This is a genomic window from Algoriphagus sp. (assembly GCF_046296635.1).
Classification (GTDB): domain Bacteria; phylum Bacteroidota; class Bacteroidia; order Cytophagales; family Cyclobacteriaceae; genus Algoriphagus.
Map to the genome: position 1 here is coordinate 1 of NZ_JBKBKZ010000047.1, position 14,379 is coordinate 14,379.

General features: G+C 40.9%; 10 protein-coding genes and 1 tRNA gene. 3 read left to right on the top strand and 8 right to left on the bottom strand.

Annotated features, from left to right (window positions below; translation table 11 throughout):
* Positions 1-163 precede the first annotated feature (163 nt).
* On the bottom strand, positions 164-1,216 hold the full coding sequence (locus ACK4HU_RS21680) for a M42 family metallopeptidase (protein WP_409810213.1): 1,053 nt from the start codon (positions 1,214-1,216) through the stop codon (positions 164-166).
* A gap of 141 nt (positions 1,217-1,357) precedes the next feature.
* Complete coding sequence (locus ACK4HU_RS21685; protein ID WP_409810216.1) at positions 1,358-3,241, bottom strand: amidophosphoribosyltransferase; 1,884 nt, start codon at positions 3,239-3,241, stop codon at positions 1,358-1,360.
* A 1,203-nt stretch (positions 3,242-4,444) separates the two neighbouring features.
* On the opposite strand from ACK4HU_RS21685, the gene ACK4HU_RS21690 reads away from it, so the two are divergent.
* Positions 4,445-4,762 (top strand): hypothetical protein, encoded by a 318-nt coding sequence (locus ACK4HU_RS21690; RefSeq protein WP_409810218.1) that lies wholly within the window; start codon positions 4,445-4,447, stop codon positions 4,760-4,762.
* 78 nt (positions 4,763-4,840) lie between these two features.
* The gene (locus ACK4HU_RS21695; RefSeq protein ID WP_409810221.1) at positions 4,841-6,253 is read left to right on the top strand and encodes a sigma-54-dependent transcriptional regulator; all 1,413 of its coding nucleotides are present in this window, start codon (positions 4,841-4,843) and stop codon (positions 6,251-6,253) included.
* Position 6,254: 1 nt separating this feature from the next.
* Here the strand turns inward: ACK4HU_RS21695 and ACK4HU_RS21700 are convergent, their stop codons facing one another.
* The 6 genes from ACK4HU_RS21700 to lepA all read right to left on the bottom strand — a co-directional run bounded on the left by ACK4HU_RS21700 (position 6,255) and on the right by lepA (position 13,078).
* On the bottom strand, positions 6,255-8,732 hold the full coding sequence (locus ACK4HU_RS21700) for an ATP-binding protein (RefSeq protein ID WP_409810224.1): 2,478 nt from the start codon (positions 8,730-8,732) through the stop codon (positions 6,255-6,257).
* A gap of 65 nt (positions 8,733-8,797) precedes the next feature.
* The gene (locus tag ACK4HU_RS21705) at positions 8,798-9,334 is read right to left on the bottom strand and encodes a DsrE family protein (RefSeq protein ID WP_409810227.1); all 537 of its coding nucleotides are present in this window, start codon (positions 9,332-9,334) and stop codon (positions 8,798-8,800) included.
* A 186-nt stretch (positions 9,335-9,520) separates the two neighbouring features.
* A tRNA-Leu gene (locus tag ACK4HU_RS21710) sits at positions 9,521-9,602 on the bottom strand.
* A 78-nt stretch (positions 9,603-9,680) separates the two neighbouring features.
* Complete coding sequence (folD, locus tag ACK4HU_RS21715) at positions 9,681-10,562, bottom strand: bifunctional methylenetetrahydrofolate dehydrogenase/methenyltetrahydrofolate cyclohydrolase FolD (protein ID WP_409810230.1); 882 nt, start codon at positions 10,560-10,562, stop codon at positions 9,681-9,683.
* 187 nt (positions 10,563-10,749) lie between these two features.
* A complete protein-coding gene (locus ACK4HU_RS21720; RefSeq protein WP_409810234.1) occupies positions 10,750-11,106 on the bottom strand; it encodes a four helix bundle protein in 357 nt (118 codons plus the stop codon).
* A 184-nt stretch (positions 11,107-11,290) separates the two neighbouring features.
* Positions 11,291-13,078: a translation elongation factor 4 gene (gene lepA / locus ACK4HU_RS21725; protein ID WP_409810236.1), complete on the bottom strand. Its 1,788-nt coding sequence runs from the start codon at positions 13,076-13,078 to the stop codon at positions 11,291-11,293.
* Positions 13,079-13,578: 500 nt separating this feature from the next.
* Here lepA and ACK4HU_RS21730 point away from each other — a divergent pair, with 500 nt between their 5' ends.
* Positions 13,579-14,118, top strand: coding sequence for a DUF4924 family protein (locus tag ACK4HU_RS21730; RefSeq protein WP_409810239.1), 540 nt, complete (start codon positions 13,579-13,581; stop codon positions 14,116-14,118).
* The last annotated feature ends 261 nt before the right edge of the window (positions 14,119-14,379 follow it).

Consider the following 14,379-nt stretch of genomic DNA (forward strand, 5'->3'; position numbering starts at 1 on the left):
ATTTTCCTCCCCTCCCCATAATAACTTGAAATCCGGTGGCCGAGCGAAGTCGAGGCCATTTTGACCTACTGGTAAAGTAGCGGAAAATCATATTCTATTAAATCAATTAATTAAGGTGAACTGCTCCTTTTTTAGACTTCAGATTTTATAACTTCAGCCTTTTTCAATGCTTCCAGTCGTAACCATCTATTTGCTCCAAGCAAGCCTTGAGTAAGGCAATGGTGTCAAAAATATCTTTTTTATGTGCCATTTCGATGACTTGATGAAGATGCCGAGTGGGAATAGAAATTGCCCCAGCAATCGCACCTTGCTTTCCCATTCGTTGCACACCTGCCGTATCTGTACCTCCAGCTGTCAGAATCTCCGGTTGCCAAGATATCGCTTCTTTGGCGGCGGTTTGCTTCATGAACTCCACCATTCGGTAATCACAAATGGTCATAGCATCCATGATTTTGATAGCTGTTCCTTTGCCAAGTTCTGTAATTTTTTCATGTGCAGCTGCTCCTGGAACATCAAAGGCGATAGTCGTATCCAAAGCAATTCCAAAGTCAGGGTTGATGCTGTGAGCGGCCACATTTGCACCTCGAATCCCCACTTCCTCCTGCACCGTAAATGTCGCATACACGTCGTAGGCGGGATTTTCCAGTTGCTTCAGGGTCTCGATTAGGATAAATACTGCAACACGGTTGTCTATGGATTTACAATTGACGCAATCTCCCATTTCGATAAGTTCGCGGTCACGTGTGACAGGATCACCGATGGAAATATACTTTTCGACCTCTTCTTTAGACATGCCCAAATCAATGAAAAAATCGGTGGTTTTAGGGAGTTTTGCTCGCTCTTCTACAGACATCACATGGATTGGTTTACTACCCATCACGCCCACCAAGTCCTTTTTTCCATGTACAATCACTCGCTGCGCAGTTAAGGTTTTAGGGTCAAATCCACCAAGCGTATGGAATCTCAAAAATCCCTGATCATCAATGTGGGTTACCATAAATCCGATCTCATCCAGGTGAGCAGCCACCATCACAGACTTTCCGTCCGGGTTTCTCATACCTCTTTTGATAGCGATGACACTTCCCATATTGTCAGTTTTCACCTCATCGACGAGGGGAGTAACCAGTTCGATCACCAGATCTCTGACACGCTTTTCAAAGCCAGGCGCTCCGGCGATTTCACATATTTGCTTCAGTAAGGGTACGTTTATTTCCATTGTAGATTAAAATCAATTTTACCTCAAATTAAACTTTTTGACTGCATTCATCGCCTCCAAAAATGTAAAAAGGCGCAAAGATTGATCGATGCGCCATTTAACTTAATATATTTTTCGAGCATTTGAAGGGACATTATCCTCCTAATAAGCCCGAACGGTCTTTCCTTCCATATAATTCACGAAAGCCCGATTTACGACTCTTGTCCCACCCGTTGTTGGATAGTCTCCGGTGAAATACCAGTCACCAATATGTTTTGGAATACACTTATGGAGATTATCTACAGTCTGAAAAATCACTTTCACTTCAGCATTGATTTCAGCAGTGGTGACGATTTCTGCGATTTTATTTGAAATTTCTTCATCTGAAAAAGAGCTATAAACATCTTTTACATAATTCTCGGATGCCAGCGGATTTTCTATACAAGAATCATAAATTCGATCCAACTGATTCTCCGTTTTTCTATCTCTCAATAATTCAATAGCTGCCCGGAACGCAATGAACTCCTTCATTCTCGACATATCAATTCCATAGCAATCCGGAAAGCGGATTTGAGGGGCAGAAGACACGATTATAATTCGCTTTGGGTTCAACTTATCCAATGTAGTTAGGATACTTTTCTCCAAAGTAGTACCACGGACTATGCTATCATCGATCACGACTAAAGTGTCGATTCCCGGCTTGATCACCTCATAGGTGGTGTCATAGACATTGGCCACCATGGCATCCCTATCTGTGTCATTGGTGATGAAGGTTCGAAGTTTTACGTCCTTGCTAACTAGTTTTTCCACCCGAGGACGGAAATTGAGCAAATCATCCAGATCACCTACATGAGGTTTCCCCTCCAAAAACACCTCTCTTCTTTTCGCACTGAGGTAATCTTCCAATCCCTCGATCATTCCCAAGAAAGCCGTTTCAGCTGTATTAGGAATGTAAGAGAAAACAGTATTTTTCAAATCAAAATCAATCGCCTTCAGGATCTGAGGGATTAGAGCTTTCCCGAGATTTTTACGCTCGTGATAAATATCCGGATCTGTACCTCTGGAAAAATAAATCCGCTCAAATGAACAGGATTTTTTCTCTCTGGCAGGCATAATCTGAGATTCAGTATAAGAGCCATCCTTATTAATCACAATCGCATGACCAGGCTGGATTTCTTTTATTTCCTTGAAATCAATATTAAAAGCAGATTTGATTGCAGGCTTTTCTGAAGCAACTACCACGATTTCATCATCGGCATAGTAAAAAGCCGGCCGAATCCCCGATGGATCCCTCACTACAAAGGAAGATCCGTTGCCGATCATCCCTGCCATGGCATATCCTCCGTCAAAATCACGACAGGATCGCTTCAGGATACGAATCACATCCAATTCATTTTCTATCAACTGGGTGATCTGCTCATTACTGTACTGGTGCTTGTATTTGTCAAAGATCCGCTGATTCTCCTCATCCAAAAAGTGTCCTACTTTTTCCATTACAGTGACAGTATCTGTTTTTTCCTTGGGATGTTGGCCTAGCTGCACGAGTTTGTCAAAAAGTTCCTCGTTGTTGGTCATGTTGAAGTTGCCGGCCATGACGAGGTTTCGGCTTCTCCAGTTGTTTTGTTTCAAAAATGGGTGACAGGTCTCGATGCTGTTTTCTCCGTGTGTACCATAGCGAAGGTGACCCAACCAAACTTCACCGGTAAATGCTACATTTTTTTTAAGCCAATCGGCATCTTCAAGGACTTTTTTGCCTCCGATTTTTTTTGCCTTTTTGTACTTCGCATTGATCTTATCGAAGATAAAATTGACTGCTGAAGCTTCTATCGACCGATATCTGCTGATATATCTTTGGCCAGGCTTGGTATCAATTTTCACATTGGCCACACCTGCACCATCCTGCCCTCGATTGATCTGTTTTTGCATCAGCACGTACATGCGCTTAGCAGCAAAAGCATTGGTTCCGTACTTATCAATGTAATATTGAGGATGCTTACGGAGCCGAATCATGGCAATTCCGCATTCATGTTTGATGGCGTCACTCATGGAGAAAGGCGAAGGTTCTTTGGAAGTTCAAAGGTAAGTGTTTTCAAAGGAACTTTCTCCGATTAAAAGTTCTTCGCTAAAGAATAAAATTTGGTATCCCTCTAGTCACCTAATCATTTGCACCCAAATAAACTAATGGAAGTCAAATGGTTGGAAGAATCCTCAACCCCTCATCACGGCGGATAAGCTGCCACCGATGAAAGATATGTGATTTTTTCTTTTTGATCTTTGAAGAATTTATAGCGGAGCTTAAAAAAGCTTTCGCATTTTCAATCATTGCCCTTATAAGAGATCGGTTTGGCTTAAAGATTGAAGATTGCAAGGAGATTGATAACGCCCCTTCTCTAATTCTTTAGGAAAATTTGCAGTTTATAAAATGACAAAAGGTAGGGTGAGTTTTGAATCTGATGTTTATCAATAACACTGTCATTACTTTTTTATTAAATATGCATGAACGCAACTTTGCCAGTAGATTAAAATCAACAAGAAAAAAGTCTGAGGACGATTGATTTTGGATACTTCGGTCTCCGGTCTTCCATTCCTTACCTATAGAAAATTCGCCTACTGGCAGAATAGAATATATTCATATTATTAAATATGAATGTCCGAAATGACAACAATAGGCAAATTGAAGTAGTTGATATAAAGGTCAATGTTTGGTGGCTTAAGATCCGAAGGATCGTAACAATTCATAACCCTCGGTGAAGCCGGGGGTAAAGTAAATAAAATAAAAAAGGAGCCCTGAAGGGGTGACACGTTGAAATTTCACCCTTTCAGGGCTCAAAGGAAGGAAATTTTCAATGACTACCCTGCACTTCGTACAGGGTTCCACCTTGGCGGACAGGCATGAATGGTTTGGCTCCTTCGGAGCTATTTAAAAGGCCGATCTGAAATTTTGTAAAAATATCGACTTCATAAATCTTAATTTGCTTTCACCCTAGTGCCGGTGCAATTGCTGATATTCATATTATTAAATTCAATTTTCCTTACACAGCCTGATTGAAACTTAAATAATCCAGTGCTACCAAACTCCCCAAGTAGTGGAATTTATACTCAAAAATTTCAATTTTTACTTTTGGAATGGGGATTTAGACAAAAAATTGATTTGGCATAAACTTGGTAGATTTATTGTGTTAATTATCTAGGATTCTGAAATAATTCTTCTCAATCTGTTAACTAATTAAATCCATATTTCTCCAGACTATGAAATCGAGCATTTTTATATCCGCCATGTTGTTAGCATTTGCTGCTTTCGTTGGCCCTACCCTTGCTTCTGAAGTTTCAAACTCTATGGGATTGACGATACAGGAAGAGAAAGTCCAAATTAAACCTGATCAACTTCCCACGCCTGTGAAGCAAACCATTGCAGGCGATGATTCCTTGCTAGGGTTAACATTAGCAGAAGCATGGAAGGTGAAAAAAGTAGATCAAACCGTGTATTATCAGGTGGTTTTTGTAAATGGTCCAGTAGCGAAGCTTTGGAAAAGTTATAATGCCGAAGGCAAGGAAATAAAAGAGTAAGTTGCGAATTACCCTCAATTAAAAGCGTCGGACTTCAGTCTGGTGCTTTTTTTGTTTAAGTCAAAAAAAGAAAAAAAGATGGCTCATATACTATTGGTTGAAGACGATTTGACATACTCTAGAATTGTTAAGACATTTTTGGAGAAAAATTCTTTTGAAGTCACTACCACCACAAAAGTGAAAGAAGCTCAAACCATCCTAAATTCCGGGAAATTTGAACTCATCATCGCTGATTTCAGGCTGCCTGATGGCACCGGAATGGAACTTCTTCAGTGGGCGAAAGCAAACTTCCCTCAGTTGCAGGTGATCTTGATTACGCATTATTCAGATATCAGAATTGCTATCAAGGCGATGAAACTTGGTGCTTTTGAATACATCACTAAACCCATCAATCCCGATGAGTTGCTTGCTACTGTCAAAGAGTCATTAACCCAAAAAACTGAATCCAAAATAAGCGTTGATACCAAGGAATCTTCCATAGTCACCAAATCAAAATCTCCCACTCCGTACGTCATAGGTGAATCTCAGGAAGCCCAGAAACTGGAGAAACATATCCAACTGGTAGCTCCCACGGATCTGAGTGTGTTGGTTTTAGGAGAAACCGGGACGGGAAAAGAATTGATTTCAAAGCGCATTCATGAATTCTCAAATCGAAAATCCGGACCATTTGTGGCAATTGACTGTGGGGCATTACCAAAAGAGCTGGCAGGAAGTGAGCTTTTTGGTCACGTCAAAGGTGCATTTACCGGTGCTTTAGACAACAAAACCGGTCATTTTGAATCTGCAAATAGTGGTACTATCTTTTTGGATGAGGTAGGTAATCTAAGCTACGAGGTTCAGATTCAATTGCTACGTGCAATTCAAGAACGAAAAATCCGAAAAATCGGAGGTAATAAAGAAATTGATATTGATGTAAGAATCATTGCCGCAACAAATGAAAATCTGATTTCACAATCAGGTGAAGGTGTATTCAGAGAAGATTTGTATCACAGACTGAATGAATTCACTCTTCATGCATCACCACTTCGCGATAGAAAAGCTGATTTGGAATTTTTCGTTGGTGAGTTTTTAAGTGAGAGCAATGAACGACTCAATAAATCAATTACAAGCCTCAGCCCGGAAGTCTGGGATATTTTTTACAACTATGATTGGCCTGGAAATCTTCGCGAACTCCGAAACATCATCAAGCGAGCAGTTCTACTTTCATCAGATAATAAAATCGAAAGGGAGGCACTACCTCTGGAATTATATGAGACCCCATCGATAGCAGAGAAGGCTGATCTTACTTCAACCTCCTCACAAGTTAAGGTAGCAAGTAACTCAAATGTAAATGCATCTGTAGACTACAAGTCGCAATGGAAAGAACAGGAGAAAGATCTTATCCAAAAAGTTCTTCACGACACTCGATTTAATAAATCCAAAACCGCTCGAATACTAAATATGGACCGGAAAACCTTGTACAGCAAAATTGAAAAATACGGTCTTGAATAAATCAGGCTAATTCTGCGACTTTATCTTTGAGTGCAGCCAAGGTTTGTTTAGTCTCACCATCCAACTGGTTAAGCATTTCCTGCATTCCATGTTGGTTGTTTAATTTTAGATTATTCTCGATTTTTCGGGCAATTGGAGCTGCTTTACACTTTATCTGTCCCAACCTGCTGCCTAATTGATGGCAAACCTCCAATATTTCCGACCATCGATCATTTAACCTGGCACGGATGATTTTCTGAAGATCTGATTCTGTATCCCGAATCAAGTCTCTCACTATATCAGCAAGCAACTCCTGATCTCCCATGCAAAATCTATCCAAATCCGAAAGGCTGAATAGTTCATTTGTAGGTCCTGAATGCTCAATTTTATTAATTTTTGATTCGACACGATCTGGAAAAAAATTTCCTAAAACCGAAATTAGTTTTTCCTCCTGAAATGGTTTTAGGATCAATTCATCAAAGCCTTCATTCAGAAGCTTTTCCTTTTCCTCCACAAATACATTCGCAGTCATAGCAAGGAGAGGGAGTTTCCTAAAGTCAGGAAAATTTCTAATTGACTTGGCAACATCGAAGCCCGAAAACTCAGGCATTTGAATATCGATCATTGCTAGGTCAAGAGCTACCGGTTCAAACTCATCCCTGAAAAATTTACCTCCGGGATATGAAGTCACTTCCGCCCCGAAATAAGTTAGAACAGTTTCCAAATATTTCAATCCAACACGATCATCATCTATCACTAGAATACGCAGACCTGCTAAATCAATAGATTTCTCCGATTCTGGCTGTTCCTCAACAATCTGAGCAGGACACAATTGCATGGGAATCACCATGCTCATGGAAGTGCCCAATCCAGGGGTACTTTCGGCAGTAAGGTTACCATTCATTAATTCAATCAATCGTTGCACGATTGCCAGGCCAAGTCCTGTTCCCCCAAATTTTCTGGAAATTGATGTGTCTGCCTGATCAAATTCTTGGAATACCTTTATTAATTCTTCAGGGTTCATTCCAATCCCTGAATCACTGATCGAGATATTAAGTTGACCATCAGCCCACTTCACAACCACAGCTACTTTTCCCTCCTGAGTGAATTTGAAAGCGTTACTCAAAAGGTTATTCATTACCTGTTTGATTCGTAATTCGTCACCAACAAGCCATTGATCTTCAGGAAGATCCAAATGCCACAAAAATTCGAGCTTTTTTTCTTTAGCTGTGAGCTCAAAAAAACTTTGAATCGCTCCGAATAACCTCATCGGATCAAATGGCTCATTTTCCAATTTCAACTTACCCGCCTCCAGTTTGGAGAAATCAAGGATATCATTGACAATTTCCATCAAAGTATCTGAGGCAAAACCGATCATTTTCAGGTGCGTCTGCTGATTTGTTTCCAATTTGGACTTTTCCAAAATGGCTCGATAACCTTGAATGACATGGAGGGGATTTCTGATTTCATGACTCATATTTGCCAAAAACTCCTGCTTCGATTTGGCGAGTTGATCAGACTTTTTCCGTGAAATTTCAAGGTCTTCCTGATAGGTTTTATTGAGGTTGATTTCTTTGAGGATAGAGTACACAAGGAAGGCAGTCCCGACTACAGCGATAATGACTACTATAATCAGGAAGTAAGTAACGTCAAACACCAGTCCCGAAGCTTGTTGGCTTTGTTCGTTTGAAGCTAAGATTGCCTTTGATTGCAGGTCTCCAAGTAGGGTTTGAATGGTGATGCCTATCTCATTTTGTTTTTGTGAAAGTGAAGTTTCCAAAAGCGCCAACTTCTGTCGTTGGAAACTTTCCTCCTGATAAATCTTAGTAATTACTCCACGCAGAGAATAAAGGACGCTATCGAGATTCTGATTCTGTGAATTTGCAGAAGGCTGAGAATTTTGATCCCGCAATCGTCTCAAATAGTTGATCAATTGATCCTCATCCCTGACAATTACCCCGGTTTTTTGTTCTTGCCGAATATTAGCCTGCTGCTGTAATTCGTTGTATATAAATTTTTTGGGATTTAGTTCACGAAGGGGACGGTTTTCCAAGTTTTGTGCGCGTCTTCGAATTCCAATTTCCACCGTATTGAGTGCTTCCTGAGAAAAATTTCGAGTAGCAAGGTTCTTTTTAACCTCATACAAATCAACGAAGCCATTAATAAGAATAGCAAGATTATTTCGAATAGTCTGAACACTTTGCCTCTCCAAAGTATCCGCGGCCAAATTCTCCAGTTTGTCAAGCTCAGTCTGTAGGTTGGCAATGGTTGCATCATTCACCCTACCATCTACACTCATACTATCTCCTCCGATCCTGGTGATTCTAAAAATCTCAGACTGAAGATTATTCAGTAATTCCAATTTTTGATTGGGCTGTGCCAGCTGTCGAACAGAATCCTCCAACTGATTGAGGGTAAAATAAGTCAAGCCTGCGACACTGACCAAGATAAACGTGGCCAGAAAAAAACCTGTGGCTACTTTTTTTCCTGTTGAAATCATTGAATTATAGGGCTTCTTCCAATTGAAGATAATTCTTTACACATTCAACAATTATTCCAAGCTGGTCAAAATCTTAATAATACATACCCTTGAGGCACATAAGTGGTGATTGTGGTTAAAGCAGAATGTGCAATTGTAACTCCAGGCCAAAGGTCGGAAGTCTTCAAATTCCTAGCAATGAGGGATTGTCCACATACATAAATATCAGCACCTGCTTCCTTGAGTGCTTCAAAAACTTTAAGATTTGGATTTTCAACTTCAAATCGCTTTTGGTAATTCTCATCATTCAAAAGAGTGAAAATTGCACCCCCATGAATGACTACTTTTACCTTTATTTTTTCCTTTGGAACTCCAGCCAAACCATGAAGATTGATCATCCGGGCTACATTGTCCACCCAGCGGGAAATTTGCTTATTGTCTTCGGCAGGAGAAGTCAAATCCACCAAAATCTTGTATTCAAGTGTCGGATCAGGTCGCTCGGTGGCATCAGCAATTTCATAAATGCCACCGTATCCTTTTACGATTGGAAAATGAGGAGTCTGAGCAAATGATGGCATAGCCAAAATCAGAAAAAAAGAAAGCAATAGGAAACGGAAGAGCATTTTCATATGATTATAATTGTTTTTAAGCGGTCATATGGAATCTCGCATCGATTATAATCATTCCTCTGTGTGTCGCTCAGAGTAATGCTCGATTTCATGTTTGAGTTATTTGCCGAAAAGTAAGGAAAATTCAGATTGCAAAAAGCCCACCAATAAAAAAAGCCCGACCGATTAGGTCAGGCTTTGTGCGCACGAGAAGATTCGAACTTCCACACCCGAAGGCACCACCCCCTCAAAGTGGCGTGTCTACCAATTTCACCACGTGCGCGGTTAGGGTCTGCAAAAGTAGAAATCCAAGCCAATTGAAACAAACGAGTTTCAGGGATTTCTTTACTTTTTTTAAGTTTTATCCAAAAACCTTCTTTTCTGCAGATTGAAGCGTATTATAAAGCAATGCTGCAATAGTCATCGGCCCTACTCCACCTGGAACTGGTGTAATCGCGGAAGCTTTTTCAGACACTTCGTCAAACTTCACATCTCCGATAAGGCGGAATCCTGACTTCTTGCTGGCATCTTCAATTCTGTGAATGCCCACGTCGATCACCACAGCACCGGGCTTTACCATATCTGCGGTTACAAACTCAGGCTTTCCAATCGCTACAATCAAAATATCTGCGCTGCGGCAGATTTCAGGAAGATTTTGTGTTTTGCTGTGCGTCAAAGTTACTGTGGCATTTCCAGGATAGCCATTTCTTGCCATGAGAATACTCATTGGGCTACCAACGATATGACTTCTACCGATAACAACGCAGTGTTTTCCAGCTGTTTCGATCTTATATCGCTTGAGCAATTCTACTATTCCGTAAGGTGTCGCTGCAACGTAGGCAGGCCAGTTCAAAGTCATCCGACCCACGTTGGCGGGAGTGAATCCGTCGACGTCCTTTTCAGGTTTGATTTTGTTGGTGACTTTGTCTACGGAGATGTGCTTGGGCAGCGGAAGTTGAACGATCAACCCATCGATATCCGGATTGTTGTTGATATCTTCTACTACTTTGAGGAGTTCTTCTTCAGTTACGTCGGCTTCTAATCTTACAAGCGTGGATTTGAAACCCACTTCTTCACAGGCTTTAACTTTTGCTCCAACATAGGTTTGGCTCGCCCCATCGCTTCCAACCAAAACCGCAGCCAAATGAGGAGACTTCCCTCCTTCAGCTTTTATTTCCGCAACACGGATAGCGATTTCTGACTTGATTTCTTGGGCGGTTTGTTTACCATCAATTAATATCATCTCTTGGTATTTACGAATTACGATTTACGATTTACGGCCTTAAATTATCACCGAATGCCTCTAGAAGTTTTCAGGCTTGCTACGACAATTGCCGAAATTCCATCCGTCTTTTTGTTTAATATATTGTAATCTAGGCTTTAGGGAAATTTACGATTTATGAATTATGAATTACGGCGCTTTAGAAAGTTCAGATGCCTTTGGATGTTTTGATGCTGGAAACCACAATTGCTAGGATTTCGTCAGCTTCTTTGATTAATCTCGTGAATTCAGGAATTAAGCTTTCATCACTTTGAACTTCCAAAATGAACTCCAGAAAAAACTGACTCTCATCTGCTTCTTCCTCAACGATTTTCAATTTATTAATGAAGTCTGCAGTTGATTTTGCCCTACATGCCGCTCGATAATTTGCTGCAACTGAGGTAGAGGAACGGATAAGCTGGCCAACTACACTATTAAATTCTCTGGTATGAGGAATTTTCTGGCACAATTTCCAAACATCGATTGCAAACTTCTTAGTTCTCCGCTGCATTTGAAATTTATCCATGCTCCAGTCAATTAATAGTTTCTATTCGAAATTCTCAACCATTCAAAGCTAACATTTCTACTGGTCAACTTAAAAACCAAACTTCAACCACTCCTTCTTTTCCCACCAAAAAGGATTGAAAATGAAAAAAATGATTGAAGTTCTCGACGAGTTCGTAAATCGTATATCTTAAATCGTAAATCTCTTAGTCCAACTTCAACACCGCCATAAACGCCTCCTGAGGGATCTCGACATTGCCGACTTGTCTCATTCGCTTCTTACCCTTTTTCTGCTTTTCCAAAAGTTTACGCTTACGCGAAATATCACCACCGTAGCACTTTGCCAATACGTTTTTACGCATCGCTTTTACAGTTTCTCTGGCAATGATCTTTTGTCCAATAGCTGCCTGAATCGCGATTTCAAACATCTGACGTGGTACCAGTTCTTTTAGCTTTTCGCAAAGTCTTCTTCCCCAATCATAAGCTTTATCCCGATGCACAATCGCAGAAAGCGCATCTACGGGCTCACCATTGAGCATCACATCCAATCGAACCATCTGTGATACCTGATATCCAATCAATTCATAATCCAGAGAAGCATAGCCTCTGGAAATAGTCTTCAGTTTGTCAAAAAAGTCAAACACGATTTCTGCCAGCGGCATATCAAATGTCAGTTCCACTCGCTCAGCGGTAAGATAGACCTGGTTTTTGATCTGACCCCGCTTATCCATGCAAAGTGTGATTACCGCGCCAACATATTCTGCAGAAGTAATGATGGATGCCTTGACATAGGGCTCCTCGATGTGCTTCATCCGGGTAGGATCCGGCATGTCCGATGGTGCGTTGATTAATTGAATGGTGTCATCGGTCATCAGCGCTTTGAACTGAACCGAAGGCACAGTGGTGATCACTGTCATGTCAAATTCCCGCTCCAACCGCTCCTGAATGATCTCCATGTGCAGCATTCCCAGGAATCCACATCGGAATCCAAAACCCAATGCCATGGAAGTTTCGGGTTCCCATACCAACGATGCATCATTCAGCTGAAGCTTCTCCATCGAGTAGCGAAGCTCTTCATAATCAGTGGTCTCTACAGGATAAATTCCCGCAAAAACCATTGGCTTTACATTTTCAAAACCATGAATTGCAGCATCACAAGGGCGCTTCACATGCGTTATTGTATCCCCTACTTTGATTTCTTTAGCTACTTTAACACCGGAGATAAGATACCCGACATTGCCTGCCGCCATGGTTTTCTGGGGGATCTGGTTGAGACCCAAAATTCCAATTTCGTCTGCTTCGTATTCTCTGCCCGTATTGACAAATTTGATCTTATCACCTTTGTTTATTGTGCCGTTGAAAATCCGGAAAATGACTTCAACTCCACGAAACGAATTATAAACAGAGTCAAATATCATCGCCTGAAGTGGAGCTTCGGGATCTCCTTTTGGTGCTGGGATTTTTGTAACCACAGCTTTGAGGATATCCTCTATTCCTAATCCAGCCTTACCGGATGCCAAAATTATATCCTCACGCTTGCAACCCAACAAGTCAATTACTTCATCAGCGACTACTTCCGGATCTGCACCTGGCAAATCAATCTTGTTCAAAACCGGGATAATTTCCAGGTCATGATTCAGTGCCAGATATAGGTTTGAAATCGTCTGAGCCTCCACGCCCTGGGAGGCATCCACGATCAGTAATGCGCCTTCGCAGGCTGCAATTGACCTGGAAACCTCATAGGAAAAATCAACGTGTCCGGGAGTGTCGATCAGGTTGAGGGTGTACTCTTCTCCCTCAAAGGTGTATTTCATCTGTATCGCATGAGATTTGATCGTGATGCCTCGCTCACGTTCCAAATCCATATTATCCAACAACTGTTCTTGCATATCCCGGTCTGCAACTGTATCGGTAGTTTGCAATAACCTATCTGCCAATGTACTCTTCCCATGATCGATATGGGCGATGATACAGAAATTTCTAATGTTTTTCATAGCTCTTCGTGCCGCAAAAGTAGGAAAAAAGAAGGATGATTAGCTTATCCATTCCAGTGTTTACTTGAAATACACTTTGTTGGAATGATTTGTTAGAAAAAGGGAATATGAGATAGGCTATAAGCGAAATACGGTGGAAATACTTTTTACTTCCCAAAAGAAATACGCCTGCGGCAAAATAATTTTAAGGGAAATATAATGGAAATACTTTTTGCTTCGCAAAGGGAAATACGCCTGCAGCGAAATAAGGAGACCTAGATGGATTTAGGTTTGCTTTTTCGCGTAGCCTATTTCGCCGAGCGCAGCGAGGTATATTTCAACAGTATTTCTACAGTATTTCGCAAAGCATAGCCTATTTCCATTGTATTTCGAAAAGCGTAGTAGAGCCTATTTCACCGAGCGCAGCGAGGTATATTTCAATTGTATTTCCATGATATTTCAACAGTTTTTCTACTGTATTTCCATTGTTTTCTACCTTTACCTCGCAAAAAACAAATCCCATGCAATCCATCGCTGAAAAGAAAAAGTCCCAAAACATCGGAGAATACCTGATCTACATGTACCAAATGGAGGATTTGATCCGATCCTATCAGGGAAACATGGAAGAGATCAAGCAATATGTGATTTCTCACTATCCTGTTTCTGAGGAAGAAAAAGCTAAAATTACAGCCTGGTTTGAGGGACTTTTGGAGCGAATGAAAAGTCAGAAAATCATGGAAAAAGGTCATCTGAAAGAACTCTTTGACCTTGTCGAAAATCTAGCAAACCTCCACTGGAATCTGCTCAAAACGGACAAAACCTACTTTGAAACTTACAATAAGGCCAAGCCTTTTATACTGGATGCAATCCTTGCCGCTGATGGCGAAAACCCAGGAAATGAAATTCAGATTTGTATCAATGGAATTTATGGCCTTTTACTTTGCAGGCTTTTAGGTAAAAAAGTAGAAGATCAGCAAATCAAAGCTGCAGAGGCTTTTGGAGAAGTGCTCAGCTTACTGAATTTCAATAACCAGCAACGGATTTTTATGTCACCGAATTGAGGAGTTAGGAGGTTGGGAAGTCTGGAGGCTTGGAAGATGGAAGTTGGAATTTGTGTTTAAAATTAAAATTCGCACTAATCTGAGTAATCTGTGAGAACTTATTTTTTGTACTCAGATGCTTTTGAAAATTAAATCTGTGCTAATCTGAGTAATCTGTGAGAAACTTTTTTTTAGCTCACAGATGTCAGTAGAGTAGAGTCGTCAGGGAAGAGAATCCCTGACGTACCCCCTCTTCAATCCGTACGTGCGGTTTTCCCGCAT

Excerpts from the sequence above, each read along its gene's own strand:
- ACK4HU_RS21680 (WP_409810213.1), bottom strand. The coding sequence starts at position 1,216 with ATGGAAATAAACGTACCCTTACTGAAGCAAATATGTGAAATCGCCGGA.
- ACK4HU_RS21685 (WP_409810216.1), bottom strand. The coding sequence starts at position 3,241 with ATGAGTGACGCCATCAAACATGAATGCGGAATTGCCATGATTCGGCTC.
- ACK4HU_RS21690 (WP_409810218.1), top strand. The coding sequence starts at position 4,445 with ATGAAATCGAGCATTTTTATATCCGCCATGTTGTTAGCATTTGCTGCT.
- ACK4HU_RS21695 (WP_409810221.1), top strand. The coding sequence starts at position 4,841 with ATGGCTCATATACTATTGGTTGAAGACGATTTGACATACTCTAGAATT.
- ACK4HU_RS21700 (WP_409810224.1), bottom strand. The coding sequence starts at position 8,732 with ATGATTTCAACAGGAAAAAAAGTAGCCACAGGTTTTTTTCTGGCCACG.
- ACK4HU_RS21705 (WP_409810227.1), bottom strand. The coding sequence starts at position 9,334 with ATGCTCTTCCGTTTCCTATTGCTTTCTTTTTTTCTGATTTTGGCTATG.
- folD (WP_409810230.1), bottom strand. The coding sequence starts at position 10,562 with ATGATATTAATTGATGGTAAACAAACCGCCCAAGAAATCAAGTCAGAA.
- ACK4HU_RS21720 (WP_409810234.1), bottom strand. The coding sequence starts at position 11,106 with ATGGATAAATTTCAAATGCAGCGGAGAACTAAGAAGTTTGCAATCGAT.
- lepA (WP_409810236.1), bottom strand. The coding sequence starts at position 13,078 with ATGAAAAACATTAGAAATTTCTGTATCATCGCCCATATCGATCATGGG.
- ACK4HU_RS21730 (WP_409810239.1), top strand. The coding sequence starts at position 13,579 with ATGCAATCCATCGCTGAAAAGAAAAAGTCCCAAAACATCGGAGAATAC.